Annotated in this window: 26 protein-coding genes and 1 pseudogene; 23 read left to right on the top strand and 4 right to left on the bottom strand. The window is 30.9% G+C overall.

Annotation, left to right across the window (positions count from 1 at the left end; translation table 11 throughout):
* Positions 1-134: 134 nt before the first annotated feature.
* The 5 genes from BK011_02840 to BK011_02820 all read left to right on the top strand — a co-directional run bounded on the left by BK011_02840 (position 135) and on the right by BK011_02820 (position 4,247).
* Positions 135-1,985: a hypothetical protein gene (locus BK011_02840; protein ID AUD66129.1), complete on the top strand. Its 1,851-nt coding sequence runs from the start codon at positions 135-137 to the stop codon at positions 1,983-1,985.
* Between the two features lie 119 nt (positions 1,986-2,104).
* Positions 2,105-2,566 (top strand): hypothetical protein, encoded by a 462-nt coding sequence (locus tag BK011_02835; protein AUD64662.1) that lies wholly within the window; start codon positions 2,105-2,107, stop codon positions 2,564-2,566.
* Positions 2,567-2,571: 5 nt separating this feature from the next.
* A complete protein-coding gene (locus BK011_02830; GenBank protein ID AUD64661.1) occupies positions 2,572-2,961 on the top strand; it encodes a hypothetical protein in 390 nt (129 codons plus the stop codon).
* Between the two features lie 3 nt (positions 2,962-2,964).
* Positions 2,965-3,414, top strand: coding sequence for a hypothetical protein (locus BK011_02825; protein ID AUD64660.1), 450 nt, complete (start codon positions 2,965-2,967; stop codon positions 3,412-3,414).
* 38 nt (positions 3,415-3,452) lie between these two features.
* On the top strand, positions 3,453-4,247 hold the full coding sequence (locus BK011_02820; protein ID AUD64659.1) for a hypothetical protein: 795 nt from the start codon (positions 3,453-3,455) through the stop codon (positions 4,245-4,247).
* Between the two features lie 7 nt (positions 4,248-4,254).
* Here BK011_02820 and BK011_02815 read toward each other — a convergent pair whose 3' ends face one another.
* A complete protein-coding gene (locus BK011_02815; protein AUD64658.1) occupies positions 4,255-5,133 on the bottom strand; it encodes a hypothetical protein in 879 nt (292 codons plus the stop codon).
* A gap of 195 nt (positions 5,134-5,328) precedes the next feature.
* Between BK011_02815 and BK011_02810 the strand changes: the two genes are divergently transcribed.
* From BK011_02810 to BK011_02765, 10 genes are all read left to right on the top strand, one after another.
* A complete protein-coding gene (locus BK011_02810; GenBank protein AUD64657.1) occupies positions 5,329-5,772 on the top strand; it encodes a hypothetical protein in 444 nt (147 codons plus the stop codon).
* Positions 5,773-6,039: 267 nt separating this feature from the next.
* Complete coding sequence (locus tag BK011_02805) at positions 6,040-6,744, top strand: hypothetical protein (protein AUD64656.1); 705 nt, start codon at positions 6,040-6,042, stop codon at positions 6,742-6,744.
* Complete coding sequence (locus BK011_02800) at positions 6,734-7,435, top strand: hypothetical protein (protein AUD64655.1); 702 nt, start codon at positions 6,734-6,736, stop codon at positions 7,433-7,435. The genes BK011_02805 and BK011_02800 overlap by 11 nt, the downstream gene beginning before the upstream one ends.
* A 275-nt stretch (positions 7,436-7,710) precedes the next feature.
* The gene (locus BK011_02795; protein ID AUD64654.1) at positions 7,711-9,057 is read left to right on the top strand and encodes a hypothetical protein; all 1,347 of its coding nucleotides are present in this window, start codon (positions 7,711-7,713) and stop codon (positions 9,055-9,057) included.
* 255 nt (positions 9,058-9,312) lie between these two features.
* Entirely contained in the window at positions 9,313-10,200 is an 888-nt protein-coding gene (locus tag BK011_02790; protein AUD64653.1) for a hypothetical protein, read from the top strand.
* A 321-nt stretch (positions 10,201-10,521) separates the two neighbouring features.
* Complete coding sequence (locus BK011_02785) at positions 10,522-11,274, top strand: hypothetical protein (protein AUD64652.1); 753 nt, start codon at positions 10,522-10,524, stop codon at positions 11,272-11,274.
* Positions 11,240-11,974 carry a hypothetical protein gene (locus BK011_02780; GenBank protein ID AUD64651.1) on the top strand — a complete coding sequence of 245 codons (735 nt, stop codon included), beginning with the start codon at positions 11,240-11,242 and terminating at the stop codon, positions 11,972-11,974. Before BK011_02785 ends, BK011_02780 begins: the two co-directional genes overlap by 35 nt.
* A gap of 11 nt (positions 11,975-11,985) precedes the next feature.
* Entirely contained in the window at positions 11,986-12,498 is a 513-nt protein-coding gene (locus BK011_02775; protein ID AUD64650.1) for a hypothetical protein, read from the top strand.
* A complete protein-coding gene (locus tag BK011_02770) occupies positions 12,498-13,286 on the top strand; it encodes a hypothetical protein (protein ID AUD66128.1) in 789 nt (262 codons plus the stop codon). The genes BK011_02775 and BK011_02770 overlap by 1 nt, the downstream gene beginning before the upstream one ends.
* 8 nt (positions 13,287-13,294) lie before the next feature.
* On the top strand, positions 13,295-14,233 hold the full coding sequence (locus BK011_02765) for a hypothetical protein (protein AUD66127.1): 939 nt from the start codon (positions 13,295-13,297) through the stop codon (positions 14,231-14,233).
* Positions 14,234-14,270: 37 nt separating this feature from the next.
* On the opposite strand, the gene BK011_02760 is transcribed toward BK011_02765, so the two are convergent.
* Positions 14,271-15,146 (bottom strand): AraC family transcriptional regulator, encoded by an 876-nt coding sequence (locus tag BK011_02760; GenBank protein ID AUD66126.1) that lies wholly within the window; start codon positions 15,144-15,146, stop codon positions 14,271-14,273.
* A 96-nt stretch (positions 15,147-15,242) separates the two neighbouring features.
* A complete protein-coding gene (locus BK011_02755) occupies positions 15,243-15,800 on the bottom strand; it encodes a hypothetical protein (GenBank protein ID AUD64649.1) in 558 nt (185 codons plus the stop codon).
* A 90-nt stretch (positions 15,801-15,890) separates the two neighbouring features.
* On the opposite strand from BK011_02755, the gene BK011_02750 reads away from it, so the two are divergent.
* Entirely contained in the window at positions 15,891-17,171 is a 1,281-nt protein-coding gene (locus tag BK011_02750) for a hypothetical protein (protein AUD64648.1), read from the top strand.
* A gap of 44 nt (positions 17,172-17,215) precedes the next feature.
* On the opposite strand, the gene BK011_02745 is transcribed toward BK011_02750, so the two are convergent.
* Positions 17,216-17,668, bottom strand: a complete 453-nt coding sequence (locus tag BK011_02745; GenBank protein ID AUD64647.1) for a hypothetical protein — start codon at positions 17,666-17,668, stop codon at positions 17,216-17,218.
* Between the two features lie 161 nt (positions 17,669-17,829).
* On the opposite strand from BK011_02745, the gene BK011_02740 reads away from it, so the two are divergent.
* The 7 genes and pseudogenes from BK011_02740 (at position 17,830) to BK011_02710 (ending at position 24,263) form a co-directional block, all read left to right on the top strand.
* Complete coding sequence (locus tag BK011_02740; protein AUD64646.1) at positions 17,830-18,531, top strand: hypothetical protein; 702 nt, start codon at positions 17,830-17,832, stop codon at positions 18,529-18,531.
* Complete coding sequence (locus tag BK011_02735) at positions 18,512-19,267, top strand: hypothetical protein (GenBank protein AUD64645.1); 756 nt, start codon at positions 18,512-18,514, stop codon at positions 19,265-19,267. The genes BK011_02740 and BK011_02735 overlap by 20 nt, the downstream gene beginning before the upstream one ends.
* 2 nt (positions 19,268-19,269) lie before the next feature.
* Positions 19,270-20,241: a hypothetical protein gene (locus BK011_02730; protein AUD64644.1), complete on the top strand. Its 972-nt coding sequence runs from the start codon at positions 19,270-19,272 to the stop codon at positions 20,239-20,241.
* Positions 20,238-20,726, top strand: a complete 489-nt coding sequence (locus tag BK011_02725; GenBank protein ID AUD64643.1) for a hypothetical protein — start codon at positions 20,238-20,240, stop codon at positions 20,724-20,726. Before BK011_02730 ends, BK011_02725 begins: the two co-directional genes overlap by 4 nt.
* A pseudogene (locus BK011_02720) lies at positions 20,726-21,417 on the top strand (DNA-binding response regulator). Before BK011_02725 ends, BK011_02720 begins: the two are co-directional and overlap by 1 nt.
* A gap of 1 nt (position 21,418) precedes the next feature.
* Positions 21,419-22,816 (top strand): hypothetical protein, encoded by a 1,398-nt coding sequence (locus BK011_02715; GenBank protein AUD64642.1) that lies wholly within the window; start codon positions 21,419-21,421, stop codon positions 22,814-22,816.
* On the top strand, positions 22,776-24,263 hold the full coding sequence (locus tag BK011_02710; protein AUD64641.1) for a hypothetical protein: 1,488 nt from the start codon (positions 22,776-22,778) through the stop codon (positions 24,261-24,263). Before BK011_02715 ends, BK011_02710 begins: the two co-directional genes overlap by 41 nt.
* Positions 24,264-24,277: the final 14 nt, after the last annotated feature.

Below are 24,277 nucleotides of genomic sequence, written 5' to 3'. Positions count from 1 at the left end.
TCTTATAACGAAAATCGAGGAAAGAAGATTGCGAATTCTTTCAATATTGTTAAGAATGTGATAAAATAACTTTGTTATTAAATTGCATAAAAGAACTGAAACATATTAAAGGGGATATTATGGACGTATCAAAAATGAAACGCATCAAGCAAATACTAATATTTATAGCTTTTGATATCATTGCAATTTTAATTACATATCTCATTGCCATACTCATGTTTATGGTATTGGAAATTCCAGTGGACACTGATCAAATGCTTTATGTCTTACCAGGCATCATTGTGTTTAAGATTAGCGTGTTTGCTTTATTTGGCATGTACAATATGCTTGTCAATCACATCGGTTTTGAAGATGTGATAAAAATCTCAGTAGCAACTGCATTTACCAATGTTTCAATTGTTGTTTTTATTTGGTTATCTGATATGGCATTTATGTATAAATCAACATATTTCTTTATTACTATTGCTGAAATATTCTTATTCACATTGCCAAGAGTTGCAAACCGTATCATTTTATACTTTAAGATTAACTGGGATTGGAAAAAAGCTTTAGGTAGAAGAACACTTATTATTGGTGCGGGCTCTGCCGGAGAAGCCGTTTTAAAAGAGATATATAGAAATAAAGATTTAAATAATATGCCTATGGGATTTATAGATGACGACCACACCAAAATTGGTTCAAGGTTATCAGGTGTTAAGATATTAGGACCCATAGAATCCATTAATCAATATATCGATGAATATAAAATAGAAGAGATTATCATTGCAATCAATGATTTTCCAAATAGAAAAATTAGAGAAATCAATCAACTGATTGAAAAGAAAAATATAAGAATTAAAAAAATGTTATCCGTTTCAGAATTCAATGAAGACTCAAGACCTAAAATTATTGATGTTAAAATTGAAGATTTACTGAATAGAGAAGAAATATCACTTGATGATAACGAAATATCTTCATTCATTAAAGGTGAAGTTGTTTTAGTTACTGGTGGTGGGGGTTCTATTGGAAGTGAGCTTTGTAGACAAATTGTAAAATATGAACCAAAACAACTGATTATCTTTGATATTTATGAAAATAATGCTTATGATATTCAACAAGAAATTTTAAGAAACTTTAAAAAAGAAGATAAAGAAATCGATCTTAAAGTTTGGATCGGTAGTGTCTATAATCATAAACGTTTAGAAGATTTATTTAAAACATTTAAACCAACCCTAGTTTTCCATGCAGCAGCTTATAAACATGTCCCATTAATGGAAGAAAGTGCTGTAGAAGCAGTAAGAACTAATGTGATTGGAACATTCAACTGTTCAATTTTGTCTAAGAAGTACGGTGTAAAGAAATTCGTACTTGTAAGTAGTGATAAAGCAGTTCGTTCAACGAACGTCATGGGTGCGACTAAGCGTTATGCTGAACTCATCATCCAAGACCAACAAAATGGACAAACGCAAACGAAGTTTAGTGCTGTTAGATTTGGAAATGTATTAGGAAGCAATGGCAGCGTGATTCCACTTTTCAAAAAACAAATCGAAGATGGTGGTCCAGTTTCTGTTACTCATCCTGAGATTACAAGATATTTTATGACAATCCCAGAAGCAGTAGGTTTAATCCTTCAATGTGGGGTATTTGCACAAGGTAGAGAAGTCTTTATTCTTGATATGGGTGAACCGGTAAGAATTGTGGATCTAGCTGAAAAAATGATTAGTCTCAATGGATTAAAACCTTACGAAGATATCAAAATTGAATTTACTGGACTTAGACCAGGTGAAAAACTTTTTGAGGAGTTACTGGTTGATCATAATCACAAAGATCAATGTAAAACAGGTAATGATAAGATATTTATTGAAAAACAAAGAAATGTTGAAGCTGATGAGCTCGCAATAGATAAGATCACTAGGGAGTTAGAATCTTTAACAAACGAAGAGGTAAAATCATTTGTTGCTAGCATTGTAACGACATATAATCGAAATGGAAATCAAGATAAATAGGTATTTAGCCAAGCTAAGTACTTTTTTTTCGCTTTTTTTCCAAAAACTATTGACATTAAATTAAATATGTAATATATTACTTATTGTAAAGGTAACATGTTACATATTAGGAGGTTTTTATGGAACGACAAGGATATGAACGAGAAATCGTTGTTAGGCTATTCCAATTATCAAATGTATTACAAAGTTATATAGACTTATTACTTAAAGATGAAAATTTAACTGCGAAACAGTTTTTTATGATGATCGTGATTGGGTCACATCAAAACGAGTTAAACTTAGGTCAAATCAGTGAACTCATTGGAACAAGTCATCAGAATGTCAAACAAATTTGTTTGAAATTAGAAAAAAGTGGCTATGCTGAACTTTATAAAGATCAACATGATCAAAGAATTTTAAGAGTAAGATTAACTGAGAAAGCAGCACAGTTTTGGAAAAATAGAAGTGAAAATGATGATCAAACAATGAGAAAAATGTTTAGTACTCTAGAAACTGATCAACTTAAAGCTTTGATGCAGTCACTTATATCTATACTTGATGAAACAAAGCAATTAAAAGAAGATTTTATGAAAGGAAATTAATAAAAATGAAATTAGTATTTAAAGTGTTGTTAGGGTTTTTTGCGGTTTTAGTTATTCTTGGTGCCGTTATGTGGATATCCTTAACAAGCAAAATGAAAGAAATCCAAGAAGAATCGTTAGGTCAAATCGATTTTTCTATGTATGAAGATGGAACTTATGAAGGGTTATATTATTTTGAGAATCAAATCGGTGCAAAAGTAGAAGTGCTTATCGAAGATGGTAGATTAGAAGACATCATTTTACTAGAACATGTTTATGGTTTAGGTGGTAAAGCAGAAAGTATCATTGACAGCGTTATTGCTGAACAAAGCTTAAATGTCGATTATGTTTCAGGTGCAACGACATCTTCAAAAGTTATATTATTAGTAATAGAAAATGCTATGGAGGGTAATTAAAACATGAAAACAATTATATTATATGAATCAAAACACGGATGTACAAAAAAATGTGCAACCTATATTAAAGAAAAAAACCATTTTGAAAATATGGTTAAGATTTCAGAGTTTAAAGATGATTTATCAATGTATGATAAAATAGTGATTGGAACTCCTGTTTACGTTGGACAAATCAATAAAGTGGTTAAATCTTTTATCGAAACAAACAAAGAAGTACTACTTACGAAAGAAGTTCATGTTTTCATTTGTGCGATGAATCTAGATAATTATGAACAAATGCTTTCAATGAATTTTGATGAAAGTATTAGAAAACATGCAAAGATCACGCATGTAGGTGGTGCATATGACTTTAAAAAACTTGGTTGGTTTAGCAAATTGATCGTAAAAAAAATTGCGAAAATTGATCATTCAGTTGAAGACATTAAATATGATCAGCTTGATCTAATTTTTTAAAATAATGATGATGGTTTTAAATGAAAAGAGGTTTGATGATGGAAAAATATAAAAATAGAATACTTATATTTATTGGACTTAGTTATTTTTTAAGCTGGATGATATGGTTACCTTTGTTCATCAATAATACGATTAAACCGAGTTATCTGATCACAATAGGTACATTTATACCATCTATTGTAGGTATATTTCTATATTTTAAGACTCACAACACGAATATAAAAACATTTTTAAAAGAGCATTTTAAATTTAGAATGAAGTTAAAACATTATCTGTCAATATTTTTGCTTCCACTTGCTATCGTTTTATCAGCATATGTTTTGATGCGTTTACTTAATCTTGCTGTACCAGATATATCATATCTTTGGTATGAAATACCCATTGTCTTTATTACAATCATATTTTTAATGGGACCTTTAGGAGAAGAATTTGGATGGAGAGGTTATCTTTTTCCAGTTTTAAAAGAAAAATACAGTGTATTTCAAACGAGCATAATGATAGGCTTTATATGGACATTATGGCACTTACCTAAGTTTTTTATAGAAGATGTTTTGCAAAATGAGTTTACAAAACTCTATGGCATCGGTTTAAGTTTGATCGGGTATTTGTTTTATACGATATGTTTAAGTTTTTTAATTAGTGTTTATTTTGAAAAGACAAAAAGAAGTATCGTTACTCCCCTTGTAATGCATACGATGGCAAATTTAAGTATTGGTTTAATACCGCTAGTTTTTAATCAAACTGGAGCACTTATTCAATTAAGCCTAATGTTTCTTTTCGTAGTTGTTATATATATTAAAAATCGATCATGGATAAACAAAAAGCCTTTGTAAAGGCTTTTTATTTAGATAAATAAGGATTTACTTTTTTAATCCAAGAGTCTGGAATTTGATAAACATCATTTAGGATTGCTCCAATGAGAAGTCCTCGATCAGATGAAGCTCCACCGATTTTAGCATTCAATTCTAATGCGTCTGTAAAGTTTTCAGTATGGTATAAAATATGCATAATGACTGGAATTGCTTGATCGATAGAACATGCTCTTCCTGCATATGCTTCAATAAATGTATTAGTGTCTTTGATTGACATTGCTTTTTCAAGTTTTTCTTTATAAGTTTCTGGTGCAAAAGGTAATGCAAGTTTGATTGCATCTTTTAATGCATGTTCTCTAATCAGTTCAAAAAGCACATCAAAATAGAGATAATAAGTTAAATAGTATTGATTGTCTGTAAATAATTGTGCGAGTTCCCAAGCTTTTTCAATAGGTAATTCTAGAGCTTTTGTCGCTAGGTAAGGCATGAATCCGACTAGATGTGTGTCTTGTCTTAAATATGCATCAGTTTTAATATCAAGTTCTTTAGACATAGTCTTTAGGACCATTTTTTTTGCATAGGTTTCAACGTAACCATGATATGAACCACCTGGTTTAAATTTTTCATAAAGTAATGCTTCATAATCAGATTGAGATAATTTGGGATTTTGCTTTAATGCTTCATACAACCATCTTAAGATTTCACCTTGAACTGTTACTTCTCCGACTTCATGATCGGGATATATATAAAACGAAGGTTTTGCGTTATCATAAAACAATTTGTCTTGTTTCATAAATAACAAAGATTTACTTTTAGATGTCTCTTCTAAATAGGTATGATTGTATATCCAGTGAACACCTAAAGATGCTGCATTAGACATTAAAGATGCAAAAATAAGTTCTTTCATTTGATTAACACCTCTCTTATATATTTAGCATATCATATTTAGTTGATTTAAGCATTTTAAATGGCTTAATAAGTATTACTAATGCAGTATTTTGCAATACAAGAAAATATATAGAAATATTATAAAAAGAAAGAGAAATGAAAGAAATAATCCATATAATAGACACTATATGCTTAAGAAATGGGGGTTTTTCCATTGGTTGATTTACACACACACATTTTGTTTGATGTAGATGATGGTGCGCACAGTATTGAAGACTCAATTACAATGTTAAAAACTGCGCATTCAATTGGTATAAAGCAAATCGTATTAACGCCTCACGTTTCTAAATATCGACCCTATGCTTGCACAAATGCAATCGTAACAAGAAGATTTAATCAGTTAAAAACAGAAGCCCAAAATATGGGGATTGATATTGAGCTTTTTTTAGGTGCAGAAATTGATGAGCACGATGATTTAATTGAGACTGTAAGAAGTGGCTGTAATATTCATCAGTCAAAATACATTCTTGTCGATTTCACCATGAGGACTACTGATATATCTGAAGTCATCTATGAAATGGGGCTTTATGGCTATAAAGTCATTATTGCACATCCTGAACGTCTAGATTATCTAGATTATGAAACATTGATTCATTAAAAAAAGAAGGTGCTTTATTTCAAGTCTCATCTAAGCACTTAATATCTAAAAAGCATAAAAGAGCTCATAAGATTGCCTTAAAATTACTTAAAGACGATCAGATTGATGTCGTATCATCAGACGCACATGACATTCATACAATTCTATCAATGAAAGAAGCTTATGATTTCGTTTTAAAGAAAAAAGGGAAAGATTATACAGATCAAATCTTTGTTAATTTTCCTGGATATATTATAAAGCACGAACATAAATTAAAGGAGATTTGACATGGAACAAGATGTGATGACAAATGAAATTGATTTAATGTCATTAATTGGCATGCTATTTAGGAAATGGTATATAATTATTGGGTTCACTTTGTTATTTTTTACAGGTGCGTTTGTTTATGCTTATTTAGCATTAGATAACGAGTATACTGCCAATGCTTCAATGATGGTTTTAGTATCCAATGAAGAACAATCAAATGAACAAAACTTTAACTTCTCATCAAAGTTAGTGAAAACTTATACAGAACTAGCGAAAAGCAATATCGTCATTGATCAAGTGATAGACGAACTAAGTTTAACTTATAGTCAGGAAAGTTTACGAAACAAAGTATCAATAAGTGGTGTTCAAGATACAATTATTATTAAATTATCTATAGTAACAAATGATCCTAAGCTATCGATGGATATTGCCAATCAAATGGTTAAAGTTATGCAAGAGGTATCGAGCACCTATGAAGGTTTTGATAATATTGAAATATTGGATGAAGCACAACTACCACTTCAACCATCAGGACCTAACAGGATACTTTATGTCGTGATTGGTGTCATTTTAGGTGGAATTACGGGTGTAGGGATCATTTTTATTGCTGAAATGATGGACAAAACGATCAAGACAAGTAAAGATATTGAGCAAAAACTGAATTTAAGAGTTTTAGCGACCATTCCAGAGTATGTGATGCCGGAGGATCAAAAAGATGATGAATAAAAAACAAAAACATGATCAAAGAGGTTCTTATATTCCTATTACTAGACTTGAACCACAATCAATCATTTCTGAGCAATATCGAAAACTAAGAACAAATATAGAATTATCTGAGTTTAATAAAAAGATTCAAATTGTCGGAATCACTTCAACCAATGCAATGGAAGGTAAAACGTTAACCGCAATCAATTTAGCAGAAGTTTATGCACAAAGTGGTAAAAAAACTTTGCTGATCGACATGGATTTAAGAAAACCAAAGATTCATAGAGGATTTAAACTTATTAATAAAAAAGGGTTATCAGATATTTTCACCAAAAAGTATGATATTACTGAAGTTGTTGAACATATTGATGCCAATCTTGATGTTTTACCATCAGGTTCAAAACTACCTTATCCAGCAGAGTTTTTATCAAGTGAACAATTAAAGTTATTTATTGATAATTTAAAGGGGATATATGAGAGAATTATCATTGATACACCACCAATGACAGCTGTTGCAGATGCATCTATTATTAGTTCGTTTTGTGATGGTATACTGCTGGTTATTGCATCTAGAGATACAGAGGTTCACATCACAAAAGATATCATAAAATCTTTAGAAAACAATGGAGCAAACATTATTGGTTCGGTTTTAACTCGTGTATCTAAAAAAGATAGCCGTTATATGAATTACTATTATTATCAATATCGCTAAAACATAACTGATGACACATCAATGTGTTATCAGTTTCAGTCTGTAGACAAAGTACAGTATCTTCGGATATTGTACTTTTTTATTTTTTGTTATAAAATGAAGGTGTGAGAGTACCAGTTTAAAAAGTGCGGCTTAGACTGCTTAAAAACACTTAAACCTAGAGTTTGATTAGTGTTCTGAGTACTCTCTTTTTATTTTTTAATCAAAAATGAACTTTTACCTATATATAAATATATAGGTAACATGGTAAAATAACAATAAAGGTTGGTGATTTCATGTTAACAAAACATCAAATAAACAATCGCGAAAACATCTTCATCATGGAAATGGATAAACTCGTTCCAAACAATCATCTAGTTAGAAAAATAGATAAAGCGATTGACTTCAGTTTTATTTATGATATTGTAGAAAATTTATATGCGGATGATATGGGAAGACCTTCTATAGACCCAGTCATTTTATTTAAGATTGTCTTTATTCAATATTTATTCAACATTAGATCCATGAGAAGAACAATTGAAGAAATCGAAGTTAATGCAGCATATCGGTGGTTTTTAGGATATGATTTTAATGATTTCGTCCCACATTTTTCAACCTTTGGAAAAAACTATGTACGTCGATTTGAAGGCACTTCTGTTTTTGAGGAGATATTTAATACGATTTTATATCAAGCTATGAAATTAAAGCTTGTCAAAATGGATAATATATTTGTCGATGCAACACATATTAAGGCATATGCAAATAAAAGACAAGTCAATGATATCTTAATCAATGATTCAACGAACAGGTATGTAGAAGCTCTACAAAAAGAAATCAATGAAGTTAGAAGTGAAGAAGGCAAAGAAGAAATAGACTTTAATGAAGCTAAAAAAGTAACAAAGAGTCTAACGGATCCGGACTGCGGTATGTTTCATAAAGGTGAGAAAGAAAGACAGTTAGCCTATAGTAACCAAGTGATCAGTGATGAAAACGGATGGGTATTAGCATCTCAAGTATTTCCGGGTAACTTACACGATAGTCAAACTGGACTTGAAACAGTCATTAATTATATAGATGCCCATGAAGAAGTTGACATGGCAGTCATGGATTCGGGGTATGATCATCCAGTATTACTTCATGAATTATTTAAACGAGGTGTTAAGCCTGTAATTCCTTATAAAAGACCTAAAGGAAGAAAAGGTGCAGGTGGATCATCCAATGCATTATATTTTACAAAACATAGATTCAAGTATATTGAACTTCATGATTATTATATTTGTCCAAATGAAAAAGTATTAACTTATAGAGGTACTAATAAACAAGGCTATAAAGCATATAAAACAAAAACGAAAGATTGTCTAAATTGTCCTTTTAAGACTCAGTGTACAAATCAAAAAACAAAAGTGATATTAAGGCATTTTTATGAAGCAGATAGTGAAGAAGCTAAACGGATTCGACTATCTGAGATTGGAAAAGAGGTATATCCGAAAAGAAAAACGTCAGTTGAAAGGGTTTTTGGAATTTCAAAAATGAATCATTGCCTGGGATTTACGTTTCTTAGAGGACTTAGGAAAAATGAGGATCGAAGCTTCATGATTTTAAGTATGTACAATTTGAAAAAATTAGCCACAATCATATGGTAATATCTTTACCATTCAACTGAAATTGAGTGAAAAACTCTTTTTTTATACTTCAAACGAAAAAAGAACATCTCTAAATGAGATATTCTTCATTGAAAACTGTTTTTGTCTACAGTCTGTAACTGATGACACATCAATGTGTTATCAGTTTTTTATATATAACTTTAAATATCAAAATTTTAACATGTTCTATGTAGACTTTTTAGTCTATGTTTAGTAGAATAAAAGAAACGGACACGTATAGGCGGGGGTGTGTTTATGAAACATGCTGTAAAATGGATAAAAAAACATGCAAGACCTTTAGAGTTATCATTATATAGATTTTATTTTGAGCAGGGATCAGAAAATGAAGTCGTAGAAGCATTGAAATCATATCAAAATGAGGGTGGTGGATTTGGACATGGACTGGAGCCTGATTTTTTAAATCCAAACAGTAATCCGATTGATTGTTGGGCAGCTTCAAAGATTATTGATGAGATTGGGCTTTCTATTGATCATCCGATGGTCATAAAACTTGTTAAATATTTAAAAACAACACCACATAAAGATGACTGGATGTTTCATTATAACATACCATCTAACAATCTCTATCCTCATGCGCCGTGGTGGCATTATGAAGATCAAAAAGCCATAAGTGGATATAATCCAACAGCGTCTTTATTAGGGTTTTTGTTTAACTACATGGATTTAAAAGATAAAGAGTATCCAATCATAATAAGAATGATTGAACAAGCGATGACTTATTTTATTGAGCAAGAAGATGTAGAAATGCATGAACTCAAATGTTTTAATGAACTTTATGATTATATATATTTAGATATGAATGTGAAAAAGTTTGAATCAGCATTAGCAAAAATGAATCTAAAGACAATTGAAAAAGAGCATGATAAATGGTTTAGTACTTATTGTGCAAAACCATTACAAGTGATTACTTCAGAACAGAGTCCAGGGTTTGCTGAAATTAAGGATTTAATTAAAGTTGAACTTACATTTTCAGCTAAAAACATGCATCAAGACGGTTATATAGAAGTGCTTTGGTCTTGGTCAAATGATTTAGAGGTATTTGAAGTTTCAAAGAAAGCTTGGCAAGGTATTCTAACAGTTGAGTTGTTAAAAAACTTGAAATCTTTTGATGTAACCATATAGTTTGATACGTATTTAACAAATGGAAGATCAAGTAGAGTTGCTTTAAACAATTAGGAACAAGAAAATCTAAAAGAGATAAAAAATTCCAGATCCTTTTTTAGATTTATCTTTTCTAAGTCTTAGATTGAAACTTTAAGAAAAAACACTTTAGAACTATGCACTTAAAACGATAGATATCTCATATTCAATCGCTATAATTTTAGAAAATTAATATGTGACATAAAAGCGGGGCACTTATTTTGGTGCCCCCTATTTATTAGCAGAATAAATTAAAATTTTTATAACCATTATATGATATAATGACACATAGAGGATATATATATGATCTATTTTAGTTTGGATAAAACCTTAAAAAAACCGCTTTATAAACAAATCATTGAACAAGTTGAGATGAAGATAAGATCTCAAGAAGTCAATCATTTTGATATGCTTCCTTCTGAAGTTCAAATGAATCAAGTTTATCATGTAAGTAGTTTTGTTGTAAAAAAAGCGTATAAGATTTTAGAAGATCAAGGCCTGATTCAAAGAATAAAAGGAAAAGGTACATTTATTTACACGAGAAAAACACATATGGTTGATAGTGCTAATATCGATCAAATGTCTATACCTTTAAGGCAGGAATATACTTATAAAGTTATATCTACAGAGTATGCTGATGGGTTTATTGAGTTTGATAAGCAGCATAAACATGAAAAACAAGATCGAGTCAAATTAAGTAAAGTTCTTGTGAGTTATCAAGGTTTGCCAGTTTGTTATTTTGATATTTGTCTCAGTCCAAATCAAATGTTTGAAGCTAATGCTTGGCTAAATTCTAAATCCTTGCTAAGGGATATTTTAAAAGATATATATCAGTCAGATATAAAAAATGTGACTAGCATAAATGCAGCAAGCGCAGATAAAATGATTTCTGATGTTTTAAACATTGCAATTTATGATCCTCTTGTGGTTGCAAGAACAACATATTTTAAAGAGGATCAACCTGTTTGTTGTATCATAACTTATTATCCGGGGGAATACACAGTATTTTTTAGGAGTAATCATGAAAAAGAAAGCAAACATCAATATTCAAATTGATCATAGATCTACAGAACCTGAACATGAACAAATCGTAAGACAAATCAAATCCCAAATATTAACACATCAGTTTACCAATGATTTATTAGATGTTGAGTTGCTATCAAAAAGTCTTGATATGAGTAAGGATCAGGTGATTAAGGCATTTAACATGCTTGTTAAACAGCAAATGGTTTCTGTATTTGGCGATAAATATGAACTAACATATAGAGAAGTAGTAGATATTAATGATGAAGTTGTTCACTCAGTTTCTGATATGATTAAAGCTACTCATCAAAAGTTTTTTGTGAAAGTGTTTGATGAGCGATATCTGCATGCAGATCAAAAATTATGTAAAGAAGCTCCTTTTGTTTTAGGTGAAGAAATCTATCATCATAAGCGTATCTTCTTTGGTGATGATTATCCAAAAGCATATATGGAAATCTATTTTTCGAAACAACTTATGCCTAATGTGGATCAAGATCCGTTTATTTCTATGCCTGTATATGAGATTTTATCTTTTAATCAAGATTATGTTTTGCCGTTTAGACAAGAACTAATCGCCATTAAGTTTGATGATAGGATTAACGAAATGTTATCTCAAAGTAAAGGCACCTCAGGGTTTTTATCTAAAGAGTATTACTATGATGAGTATCATCAATTGATGATATACTTCCAAGTTTATTTTAATATGAATTTTTTTGTAAGATTTAAAGATTAAGAGGTGATATGATGGAGATTAGACCTTTAGAAAAGACTTCCTTAAAGGAAGCACTTAAATTTAAAGTTCATTATTGGAATGTAGAATTAGATGGTGTTGTTGAATCTAAGATAACTCTAGATGAAACTTATGATTTCTGGTCAAAATGGATGGATGAAGCACATCTTCATGACGATAAAAGAACTTTATTAGGTGCATTTGATCAAGATAAAGTCGTTGGGTGTATTTTTCTTAGTTATGCAGAAATATCTGATCATGAGCGTGCTGTAGAGATTAACGGATTATGGATTGATCAAGCTAATCGAAAAAAGCGTATATCATTAGAGTTGCTAAAAAAGGGATTATCCTATTATATCGATAAAGAAAAAGTGATTGCCTATAATCATCGTTTCTCAGAATCCAATACTTATTATAGATATTTAGGCGCAGAGTTGCTTAGAGAGAACATTCAAGACGAACATACAAAAGTAGATGTTTTTATATATGACTTAAAAGCTTTAATGCGTCGATTGGAGGTAAAATGATGATACGTCTATTAACAAAAAATGATGAGAAACAGTTATTAGAGTATTTATATCAAGAACCATCATATAATATTTTTCCTATTGGAGATGTTGAACATTTTGGGTTTGATCAAGATTTTCAAAGAATTTATGGGGAGTTTGATGATGAACATCAGCTAAAAAGTATTTTATTAAGATATCGAGAAAGTGCAATCTATTACGCACATGAACATCGTTTTAATGATGCTTACTTAGAAGTTTTTAATAAAGATCCATTTGAGATTTTCTCTGGTAAATATGAACTTTTAGAGATGATTGAGCCTTATTTAACTTTTTCAAAAAAACAAGTAACTTTCTTTTGTAAAGCTAACACTTTAAATACTTATAATGAAGAAGTTACAGATATTAAAGTAGCTACAGAAGAAGAAGACTATAAGAAACTTTATGATTTGTTACTTCGAATTGAGGAGTTTCAGTTTATTAAAAGAGAAAAAGATCAGTTTATTAAAGATAAAATGGTATCTAAACAGATGGGTATCACTTTAGTTGTTGAAGATCATGAAAAGGTCATTTCTACGGTTGCGACAACAGCTGAGACGACTAAAAGTGCGATGGTTGTTGCAGTAGCAACCCATCCAAAATATAGAGGTCAAGGATATGCTACAAGATTAATGAAGACCTTGATGAAAATATATATAGAAGAAAAAAATAAAGAACTTTGTTTGTTTTATGATAATCCTGAAGCAGGTAAGATTTATTTGAGTTTGGGATTTAAACCAATGGGCAAATGGACAATGTTCAGAAAGTAGATGAATTTATGATATTTGATGCGCATGGAGATATATTAACAGATATATATGAAGAAGAAATAAAAGGGCATAAGGACTCCTTTAGAACAAAACACTATCCTTTATACCAAAAAGCCAAGATAACCAGTTCGATTTTCGTAAACTGGACAGATCCACAAAAAGATAGTCAAGTGTTTAACAGGATTTTTGATGTTGGTATAAAATCATTACATGAGATGGATGACATCATTAAAGTTTGTTATACACATGATGATTTGTTACAAGCAAAAAAAGAAGATAAATTAGGTATCATTATTGGCGTTGAAGGTTTAAAATATTTAAAAGAAGTAGAAGATATTAAGCGTTTGTATCAAAGAGGATTAAGACATGCAATCATCACTTGGAATGAGCAAAATGATTATGCCAGTGGTGCTCTGATTGAAGATGGTGGACTCACTGAAAAAGGTAAGTTATTGATCAAATCGATGGAATCATTAGGTATGATCATCGATTTATCACATGCAAATCCAAAGACATTCAATGATATCATGGAAGTGACACATCATCCAGTGATCTTATCCCATGGGAATGCAAAAACACTTTGTGATCATAAAAGGAATTATACAGATGAACAGTTGATGATGATCAAAGAAAAAAATGGTGTCATTGGCGTTTGTGGTATTGCTAATTTTATTTCCAATGAAGTGGAAAATCATACTGTAGAATTTATGGCAAAACATATCGACTATATTGTAAAATTAATCGGTATTGATTATGTTGGTTTAGGTTTAGATGTTTGTTACTACTTATATGAAGGTAGAACATCTACAAATGTCAAAGGCTTTGAGACTATTGGAGAATTATCAAATCTTTTTGATGAACTCAAAAAATTAGGATATCAAGAAGAAGATATTGATAAAATAAAATATAAAAATTTCTTTAGAGTAATCAAAGAAATTTTAGGTTAAGAAAAAAAACAACTTCAGACGAAGTTGTTTTTGCTTATTAAAACGTTTGATTAGATAAAGGTTTAATACCAATAGCTTCAATGTATCCACGTTCGCCTTGTGGCTCAAGTTGATATCTAGGATATTCATCAGTAAACTTATATCCGTATGTTTCAGGTTTAAATTTTTTGATTGCTGCTTTAACGTCTCTAATTGCATGTGCATAATTCAGTTCTTCATCTTGATAGGGTTCACCTTGGAAAATAAGATAATATGCTTCATCCAATATGATTGAATCATAGCCTTCTGGAATTTCAGTTGTATCATCAAGTGCAACCTCTACACCTTGAACATATGTGCTTTTGTTATCTCTTAGATGCTTAGGTAACCAGTATCCTGCAGGTTCAGACACAGCATTTTTAATACTTAGTAACTCACCCCAGACATCACAAGATACTTCTTCGCAATAAGCAAAATAATCTTCAGCTTTGATACCTCTTTTTAAAATAAGTTTTCTTTTTGGTCTTTTGACCACTTGGGTAAAAATAAATGATTGTTCCATGTTATACTCCTTTGGTTTTTGATTTAAAAAGAGGTAATAGTCTTTAACCTGTGCTGGCATGAAAAGCCTAATCATGGGCTTTTTTTCTCTATAAGTGCTTGGGTTTAATCCGAACTCTTTTGTAAAAGCTTTGGTGAAACCTTCATGAGAGTCAAATAAGTAATCAAATGCGACGTCAATCACTTGATGCTCATGATCTCTAAGATTTATTGCGGCTTGAGATAATCTCATGGATCTGATGTAGTCAAAAGGTGTTTTGCCTGTGAGTTCTTTAAATAGTCTAGATGCATGCCACATTGAGTAACCAGACACTGATGCGATGTTGTAAAGTGTAATCGGTTCGTGAAGATGTTGTTTTATGTATGTTTGCATCTTTGAGACAGCTTCATACGTGTTTAGGTCTTTCAAGTTATCCCTCTTTTCACAAGTATTTTATGACAAAAACCAAATTTGACTTGAACTGGATTGCTAAATGTCATAATGGAAGATGAGTTGATCCTCTTCTGGTGTATCTTCATAATAGTTTTTATTGACTTGATGCAAGTACGCACCCATTTTCTCGTAAAATAAAATCGCATTCACGTTGTTGTTTTGTGTTTCTATAATCATTTTTGTACAACCTTTATCTTTAGAAAAATCAATAGCTTTTTTAAACAGTCTTGTCCCTATGTGCATATGCTTAAAATTATCTTTGACTCTGATATCCCATAATACTGAATGATCCATGCGTTGATTAAACATATGGACTTTTGGTGAGTTTGTGATAATCACACAACCCCCAACCCACGTGTTATTGTATGTAGCGACATATATTTTAGATTGATCAAAATCAATGATGTTTTTCCAATCATCAATATCTTCTTCACTAGCTAGATCAATGATATGAGGGTCTACTGAAAGAACTTTATAATCACTTAGTGAATCATAATATCTGATTTCAGTTACATGTTTAAGCATATCAATCTTTTGATATTCACTTAATTGACTAGGATTAACTTCTATAATAGTAATTTCATTTGTGTGCATGATATCACATCCTTTACTTTTTATGGGTTTATGTTGATTTATTTTCTTATTTGTATTAAAATGATAAAAAATAGTGGGGGGGAAACACTTATGAAAAAAAACAGTATTATTTTGTTTATTATATTATTAATCTTAGTCGGATGTCAAAAAGATGAGGCAAATGATGAACATCTATTATTTCCATCTGATCTGCTTGCTGTTGAAAAAGATGATCAATGGGGATATATGAATCAAGAAGCAGAAGTTGTCATTGATTTTCAATATGATCGTGCAAGCGCATTTTTTTATGATACAGCCATTGTAAAGCTTGGAGATCAATATCAATTAATTGATTCTAAGGGCAATGAACTCCTTGATGAAGCACAGACTTGGTTATACAAGGATCCATACAGTGGTATGATTTTCTATAAGAAAGAACATAAACTCGGTCTATATGATTTAGATGGCAAAAAGCTAACAGAATCGATTTATGATTCGATTAGATTTTTTAGCGAAGGTCTCTCTTGGTATGAAATTAATGACTTATTTGGACTTATCGACGATCAAGGTCAAATCATTATCGAAGCAACTTATGAAGATGCTAAAGATTTTAAAAATGGATATGCACCTGTTAAAAAAGATGGATACTGGGGTGCTGTTGATACCAAAGGCAATGTTGTTTTAGATTTTAAATATGAAAATCTTCATAACATAAATGAAAAAGGTCAAATGATTGCCACTAAAACGATAGAAAATAGTTCATATGTATATGACTTAATTGATATAAAGAATCAAGAGGTGCTCATCGATGATGCACATACATTATATGCAGTAAGCCAACAATATATCGTTAAAGATGAAATAGATACTGATTATTATTATTATAATCCTAAAAACAAAGAAACAAAAACAATCTCATATGATATTGTAGACATCCTAAGCTCATATGCCTTGATAATCAATATTGACGATGTAGCATATCATGTATTGCTTGATGAAAATTTTGAAATTGTCCATCAGGTCAAGAGTCAATATGCACGCTTCATTTTATATGGCGATGATTATGATTTTGCGATTCAGGATAGAAGAGATAATACGATCAACATTTATACTTTGGATCAAACTGAAAGCATTAGCATAGAAGCTTCTGTTGTTGTTGATTTTGTCGATCATGTAATTATCGCAATCAAAGATGGCACTTATGGTGTTTATGATGATCAAGGTGAGTTGAAAATTAATTTTGACTATATGTTCATTGACTATTTCGATGATGGATATTTTGCATGTTATCAACTTGGTAGCACAACGATATATACCTCTGATTATCAAATATTAAAACTTGATGGCGTTGAGGACATCAACACATGGGTCAATATAACTTCGTGGAAATAACCACCTCATAAATCTATACATTCAAAATCAATTTTTAAAAAAGCTTATTTAATTCTAAGTGACTGATAGTCTTGATCTTCTAAAATTTCATTAATATGGGCGACTGTTATCCAGTCATCCATATTTTTTTGTCTATAATAAGGGATTGGTTGATCTAACATTTCAAACCCTTTAATTTCAACAATACATAATCTTTTTTTTCCTGACCATCTTTTAAGCTGTGCATCTGTTAAGTTCAAATCAGGTTGTTCACTTAAGATGAGGTTTGTTGATGCTTCAGGAGTTAGTGGCTCAGAATTAAAAACTGACTTCACATATGCTTTTGCTTTAATGAGTTGAGATCCATCGTTTTCTACAAAATACAATATTTCATCTTCAAAGACCCTACCATATGGTAGCTTTCTTCCTGTCGCTCCTCTAATGATTTTAGTTTTAGTTTTTTCTATAATTTTTTCAAGCTCTTTTGCTTTATGGTCTAAATAGACTAAGTGTTCCATATATATACCTTCCTCGTTTAATTTGATTTTATTATAACATATGCATTTTGGATTTTAGATACTTGTCTTGTAATCTTAAGCCAATCTTAAGGTTACTCATCGTAAAGATAAAGGTTGATGATTTATACTATGGATGAACTCAAAGAAAAGAGGTTTAAAATATGATAAAATGCATCAATTTAGAAAAAACTTATGAAAATAAGAGCGTACTTAATCGATTAAGTTTTGAAGTAAGACAAGGTGAGATTTTTGGTTTGTTAGGACCAAATGGTGCGGGTAAGACAACAACAATTAAAATGATCTTAGGTTTAGCAACACTAGATGATGGACAAATAATTAAAGATGATCATCTAAAAATAGGTTATCAACCAGAGACACCATATTTTCATGGGTATCTTACAGCTTATGAAGTATTAGCTTTTTATGCGAAAATTCAAAAACTACCAAAAAATGGATTTGAAGAACATATCAAGTTATGTTTAAAAAAAGTTGGATTAGAAAATGACATGCATCGAAAGGTACAAAAATTTTCTAAAGGTATGCTGCAAAGGCTTGCTGTTGCACAAGCACTTTTAGGAGATCCAGATGTGTTAATATTTGATGAACCTAGTGCTGGATTAGATGTTCTAGGTAGAATTGAGATGAAGAAACTCATTTTAAAGTTAAAGCGTGAAGGTAAAACGATATTGCTAAATTCACACATATTAAATGATGTTGAAACTGTGGCAGACAGAGTGTGTATGATTAAGGATGGACATGTAGTAAAAGAAGTAGATTTAAGATGTGATGAACAAGCAATGAGTCTAGAATCTATCTTCATCAAAGCAATGGGAGGTAAAAATAATGTTAACGATAGCATTTAATGTGATTAAAGAGAAATTTAGAAGTAAAGCAATTTCAATCGTTTTAATCATTGGTATGTTGCTTATGTTACTGATTAGTATGGGGAATGGATTATCCATTAATGGTGTGAAAATTACTAGCTTTGAGCAGAGAATACCTGTAGCGATAGCAATCAATACTTTTTTAGGATCGATACTTGCAATGATGACTAGTATACAAACCATTCCGCTAGAATTTGAGAGAAAAACACCTCATTTGATTTTATCTAGAGGTATTAAAAAAGGCAATTATACATTTGCATTAGCATTAGGAAACATATTTACATCTCTTATATTTATGGCCGCAATCAATTTAACTTTAGTCGTGATGATTGTTGGATTTGGTAGATTTGATTTATTATTATATGTATGTTTGAGTATGCTTATTTTATCAATCAATATATCAGCATTAGCAGCAATCATGAGTTTGCTAAGCATGTACATACCTAGTTTTATCAACGCAATCATTGGCTTAGTTATTTATAGTGTTGGTGTAGCTTATGGATCAATTAAAACTGCAGTATCTGCTGTTGAAGGGTCACTTTCAGTTGTTTTAAAGACTGTTTTATATATTGTGCCAGATTTAGGTAGTGTCCAAGAACAGGCTTCATCTGCTCTCTTAGGAGCTAGTATAGAATTATTGCCACTCATTACAGTTAGCATTTTCTTATATGTAGCACTTTCACTTACCATGGTGAGTCTAAGAAAGGATGTTTAAGTATGAAGAGATTTAAAGCAGGTTTTATCATGTTTGGTATTATTTTAATCTCAAGTTTTATTTTGTTACAAAAAGACGATTTTCCAGATTTAGAAGAATCGTTAATAGAAGAGGCTTTTCAAGTCAATGAAGAAGATATTTGGCCTAATTTTGATATGGGAGTTTTTCCTATTGAAATTAGAGAAGATGATAACGCATATCTTTTTTATAAGGGTGAAAAAACAAAAAGAGAACCATTACTTCCTGTTCTAGCAGCAACCGTCTATAAGGTTGATGATGAGATTCAAGTATTTATGCCGTCAAAAGATGCAATGGAGAAGTTAGGAAGATTGATGAACGATGGTTATGAAGGTGGACCTTTGTTATCAAGTGCTTTTAGCTTAAGTGGTATGAAGCTTACAAACAATCATTATATTGCGCTTTTATATCATGAAATCTTTCATGGATATCAAATGAAATATTATGAAGATGACATTTTTAGAACCATGCCAAATGATTTTGATGAAAGAGAAACATATCAGTATATCGAGTCAATTAAAGATGACAAAGATCTTTATGAATTACAGCTGAAACAAAATCGTGTTTTATATGATATTATAAAAGGAGAAAAAACGATTAATGACTACAAGCATGCAAGACAGATGTATATCAATGCACTCAATCAAACATATGATCAAGAAATTGTTGATGACATCCTATATCTTGAAAACTACTATGAGAAGATTGAAGGTACTGCAAGATATGTACAATTAAAAACACTATTTGCTTTAGATGAAAAGCAATTGTATAATCAATATATAGAAGATATCAATGAAGATATTGGTGGTAAAGAAAAATATTTAAGAAGCGGTATGGCCATATCTTTGCTTTTAGATACATATGATCCGGATTGGAAGACTCAAGTATTTAACTCGAGTTCTAGCTTGTTTGAGCTTTTGATTGCAAATATCGATGATGAAATGGAGTCTATATGAAACAACTGAAAATCACTGAAACACAACAAAAGGATATCACAAACATACAAACATTATGGGCGGACGGAGAAGTTATGACATATGTTGGATTTCCTGACGGTCTCAAGCAAACCAAAGATCAAATGCTGAATTGGTATGAGTGGATTGATAAGCATAGACCATTAGTTAATCACTATTCAATTTATAAGGATAACGTTTTTTGTGGTGAAACATTTTACCACATCAATCCAAATGATCATAAAGCAAGTTTAGATATCAAACTTCACAAGCATGCTAGAGGTAAGGGTATCGCATTTATAGCTTTGTCTTATGCAATTGATAAAGCTTTTATGCAAGGAGCAGATATTGTTTGGGTGGATCCGCACAAAGATAATCATAAAGCATTACTATTATATGAAAAACTTGGATTTAAAGTGAAAGAGCACATAACATCAAAAGAGCATCAAGATGCTTTGTATATGGAAAAAACAAAGGAAGATGAATGATGAAAGAAAAGATATTAATCGTTGATGATGAGAAAGAAATCATTGAGCTATTATCACTTTATTTAGAACAAAAAGGATATGAAATCATAGAAGCATACGACGGCCTTGATGCATGGCAAAAAATCCAAAATAAAAAAGTTGATTTAGCCATCATCGATGTGATGATGCCAAAAATGGATGGGTTTAATTTGGTTAAAAAAATCAGATCAATCTATCCTTTTCCTGTCATTATGCTATCTGCTAAGCATGAAGATGTCGACAAAATCTTAGGTTTAGGCTTAGGTGCAGAGATTATATGGCGAAGCCATTTAATCCTTTAGAAGTTGTTGCAAGAGTTGATGCTCAACTAAGAAGGAAAAATATGTATCATATAGATGATGAACCTAAGTACATAAAGATTGATCCTTATGTATTAGATATAGAAGGTTGCATGTTAAAAAAAGAGGGAAAAGAGATTTCTTTAACCTCTACAGAATATAAAATTTTAGAGCTATTGATGAGTCATCCAGGTAAAGTTTTTACACGTTCACAAATATTTGAACATGTATGGAGTGAGTTTAGTGATGGAGATGATTTAACGATTATGGTTCATATTAGGAAAATTAGAGAGAAGATTGAAGATCATCCAAGTGAGCCAAAGTATTTAAAAACGATACGCGGATTAGGGTATCGTTTTGAAAAGCAGGGATAACATGAAGAAAAGAAGTGTTTTTCAAACGTTAATCAAAAACTATGTATTATTTACAGCTGTATTAGTTTTTATCGTTTTCTTAACGATTATGCTATCTGCAGTTTTTTTAACGTCTTCCATGCAAGATGAAGTCATGCCTAAAATCACTGCAGAAAGTCTTGTTAAAGAAAATTATGAAACCATCGATATGACAGATTTAGAAATTGCAGGTGGATGGATTGAAATTATAGACAGTCAGGGCGATGTCATTTTTGTCAAAGGAGATAAGAAAACAGCTTTTATGAATTATACATTAGCTGACTTAGCTGATCTTATCGGATATCAAGAACATCAAGCATATTTCTATCAGTCTGAAGCTTTTCTATCTACAGAAGATGAAACCCTTATTTTATTAGTTGTGCTTCCTGAAGATGCAGTTGAGCTTAACATCAACATCACATTTGGTTTATTTGATACAAGTAATCAAATTGTCATAACGCTTATATTAAGCGTGATTGTATTTATTTTATTATTTATAGGCAATGTATGGGTTTATACCAAATGGACAGCAAAGAAGATTAAAATGCCGCTTGAAAAAATCTCTTTAGGATTAAAAGAAGTGACAGAAAAACAACTTGAAACGCCAATGGATTTTAAAGCTGAGTATGAATTTTTGGAAATTAGAGATGCATTTAATATGATGATTGAAAAACTGCATCAACAAGCATTAGAAAAACAGGAAATCGAACATTTGAAAAATGAAATGTTTGTCCATATCTCACATGATTTAAAAACACCAATCACTACCATTTCAGGTTTTTCCAAGGCTTTATCTGAAGGAATGATTAATGATCCTGTCAAAGTCAAAAACGTTTTAAACACGATTTATAAAAAATCACAGAAACTCGCACAACTTGTTGATGATTTGTTTGAATTATCAAAATTAGAAAACGCTGGATATCAACTAGAGATGAAGGATGAAAATATCGTTGAGGTCGTACGTTTGGTTGTTGCGGAGTTCTATGAACAAGCAGAAGAGAAGGATATTGAGTTAGCGTTTAATTGCGATTTGGAACGTTTCATGTTGAAGATAGATAAAAAAGCAATCCATCGTGCAATATCTAACTTATTAAGTAATGCGATTCATTATAATCCTAAACATACAAAAGTTAGTGTTGAACTCAAAGCGATTAAAGCATGTGTCATCATCGATGTTAAAGATAATGGTGTTGGTATTGATGAACATATAAGAAAGCATATTTTTATGCCTTTTTATAGAGGAGATACATCTAGAACATCCAAAGAAGGCTCTGGCTTAGGACTTGCGATTACAAAAAAATTAGTAGAAAAACATGGTGGAGATATAGTTTTAACTGCTGATGAGCATGATAAGACGATATTTAGAATCACTATTAGATGATGAGGTATTTATGCGTATCATTAAAAATATTATAATTCATTTAGGAATCATCATTTCAATGAGCTTATTGCTGATATTGTTTTTGTATCATCCCATTCCAACTGTGGATCATATCGATCTATATGAAGATCAAATAGATGCTCAAATAGTGGAAATGATGGAAAGATATGACATTCCTGGTGTACAACTTACCCTTTTTGATCATGAAGAACAAGTGCATAAAACTTTTGGATATAAAGACTTTAATAACATGGATTTGATAGATGATCAAACTGTTTTTAGAGCACAATCATTGTCAAAAACAGTGACTGCGGTCTTGATCTTAAAAATGGTAGAAAATAATCAGATAGACTTAGATGCTCAATTAAAAGATCTTGTAAGTGAATCATTTATTTCAAAAATCCCAGACATATTTCATGATGTAACGATCCATCAAATTTTAAAGCATGAAGCATATATGCCTTTAGGTGATTTTAATCGTATGTTTGCTATAAATGATCAGAGCATGATGTCTTTAGAAGAAGCGCTCATTTATGACTTGAATCAAAAAAGACCAAATGGAGGATATTTTTACTCCAATGTTGGGTATAATCTTTTAGAGTATATCATTAATCAAGTTGACGAAGATGGATATGAGCATCTTGCGAAAACTTATGTGTTTGAACCACTTGAAATGATGCATACTTCTTTTTCTTATGATGATATTGATTTGGATGATCTTGCTTTTGGATATGACCAGTATAAAAATAGAATCGATCATTATCGCTATCCGGAATTAGGATCTGGTGGTTTATTATCGACATCAAGTGATTATTATAAATTTTTATATGGACTGATTCACGGTGAAATCATTGATAATGAGCATATAGATCTACTTTTAACATTCGACCCTGATATTTCTTTAGGAGGTTACGGCTTAGCCTTTGATGGATATGGTTATGGCGTTTTTGTTGAAAGTATGGGTGAATCTGTGACATTTGCACACGGAGGACAAGGTTTGGGATTTATGGCTTTTTATCATATTGATTTAAAAAATCAAAGTGGTTATGTTGTTATGTCAAACAGTCAAAGGACATATCCATTAATCTCAATGTTATCGACAATGTTAAATGATGCCTATGATTTAGATGCTCCTGGCATCAAAAACATTCATACATTAATGATTATATTTGAAGTATTGATTGCTATGACATTATATTGTGCAGGGCTCTTGATCTTTAAAATGATTAAGAAAAAACAGATTAACAAACTCTTGTATTACATATTATTTTTGGCATTTTGGGTATTAACAGCATACTTTATTATTTATTTCTTAACAGGAAATTACATGTTTATTCATGTCTTAATCCCTATCCATTTTGAATATTTGGTTTATGCATTGCTGATTCTAAATTTAAGTATTGGTAGTTTCGTGAGTTTATCATTATTAAAAAAATTAAGAAAATAAGCTATAAAGAAATC

Source organism: Tenericutes bacterium MZ-XQ (genome assembly GCA_002838205.1).
In the GTDB taxonomy this organism is placed as follows: domain Bacteria; phylum Bacillota_I; class Bacilli_A; order Acholeplasmatales; family Acholeplasmataceae; genus Mariniplasma.
Note: the sequence above shows the minus strand (reverse complement) of the source record. Positions and strands in the feature narration are given on the sequence as shown.

Bases quoted from the DNA above. Each gene is read 5' to 3' on its own strand.
- BK011_02840 (AUD66129.1), top strand. From the start codon at position 135: ATGAAACGCATCAAGCAAATACTAATATTTATAGCTTTTGATATCATT.
- BK011_02835 (AUD64662.1), top strand. From the start codon at position 2,105: ATGGAACGACAAGGATATGAACGAGAAATCGTTGTTAGGCTATTCCAA.
- BK011_02830 (AUD64661.1), top strand. From the start codon at position 2,572: ATGAAATTAGTATTTAAAGTGTTGTTAGGGTTTTTTGCGGTTTTAGTT.
- BK011_02825 (AUD64660.1), top strand. From the start codon at position 2,965: ATGAAAACAATTATATTATATGAATCAAAACACGGATGTACAAAAAAA.
- BK011_02820 (AUD64659.1), top strand. From the start codon at position 3,453: ATGGAAAAATATAAAAATAGAATACTTATATTTATTGGACTTAGTTAT.
- BK011_02815 (AUD64658.1), bottom strand. From the start codon at position 5,133: ATGAAAGAACTTATTTTTGCATCTTTAATGTCTAATGCAGCATCTTTA.
- BK011_02805 (AUD64656.1), top strand. From the start codon at position 6,040: ATGGAACAAGATGTGATGACAAATGAAATTGATTTAATGTCATTAATT.
- BK011_02800 (AUD64655.1), top strand. From the start codon at position 6,734: ATGATGAATAAAAAACAAAAACATGATCAAAGAGGTTCTTATATTCCT.
- BK011_02795 (AUD64654.1), top strand. From the start codon at position 7,711: ATGTTAACAAAACATCAAATAAACAATCGCGAAAACATCTTCATCATG.
- BK011_02790 (AUD64653.1), top strand. From the start codon at position 9,313: ATGAAACATGCTGTAAAATGGATAAAAAAACATGCAAGACCTTTAGAG.
- BK011_02785 (AUD64652.1), top strand. From the start codon at position 10,522: ATGATCTATTTTAGTTTGGATAAAACCTTAAAAAAACCGCTTTATAAA.
- BK011_02780 (AUD64651.1), top strand. From the start codon at position 11,240: ATGAAAAAGAAAGCAAACATCAATATTCAAATTGATCATAGATCTACA.
- BK011_02775 (AUD64650.1), top strand. From the start codon at position 11,986: ATGGAGATTAGACCTTTAGAAAAGACTTCCTTAAAGGAAGCACTTAAA.
- BK011_02770 (AUD66128.1), top strand. From the start codon at position 12,498: ATGATACGTCTATTAACAAAAAATGATGAGAAACAGTTATTAGAGTAT.
- BK011_02765 (AUD66127.1), top strand. From the start codon at position 13,295: ATGATATTTGATGCGCATGGAGATATATTAACAGATATATATGAAGAA.
- BK011_02760 (AUD66126.1), bottom strand. From the start codon at position 15,146: ATGCAAACATACATAAAACAACATCTTCACGAACCGATTACACTTTAC.
- BK011_02755 (AUD64649.1), bottom strand. From the start codon at position 15,800: ATGCACACAAATGAAATTACTATTATAGAAGTTAATCCTAGTCAATTA.
- BK011_02750 (AUD64648.1), top strand. From the start codon at position 15,891: ATGAAAAAAAACAGTATTATTTTGTTTATTATATTATTAATCTTAGTC.
- BK011_02745 (AUD64647.1), bottom strand. From the start codon at position 17,668: ATGGAACACTTAGTCTATTTAGACCATAAAGCAAAAGAGCTTGAAAAA.
- BK011_02740 (AUD64646.1), top strand. From the start codon at position 17,830: ATGATAAAATGCATCAATTTAGAAAAAACTTATGAAAATAAGAGCGTA.
- BK011_02735 (AUD64645.1), top strand. From the start codon at position 18,512: ATGTTAACGATAGCATTTAATGTGATTAAAGAGAAATTTAGAAGTAAA.
- BK011_02730 (AUD64644.1), top strand. From the start codon at position 19,270: ATGAAGAGATTTAAAGCAGGTTTTATCATGTTTGGTATTATTTTAATC.
- BK011_02725 (AUD64643.1), top strand. From the start codon at position 20,238: ATGAAACAACTGAAAATCACTGAAACACAACAAAAGGATATCACAAAC.
- BK011_02715 (AUD64642.1), top strand. From the start codon at position 21,419: ATGAAGAAAAGAAGTGTTTTTCAAACGTTAATCAAAAACTATGTATTA.
- BK011_02710 (AUD64641.1), top strand. From the start codon at position 22,776: ATGAGCATGATAAGACGATATTTAGAATCACTATTAGATGATGAGGTA.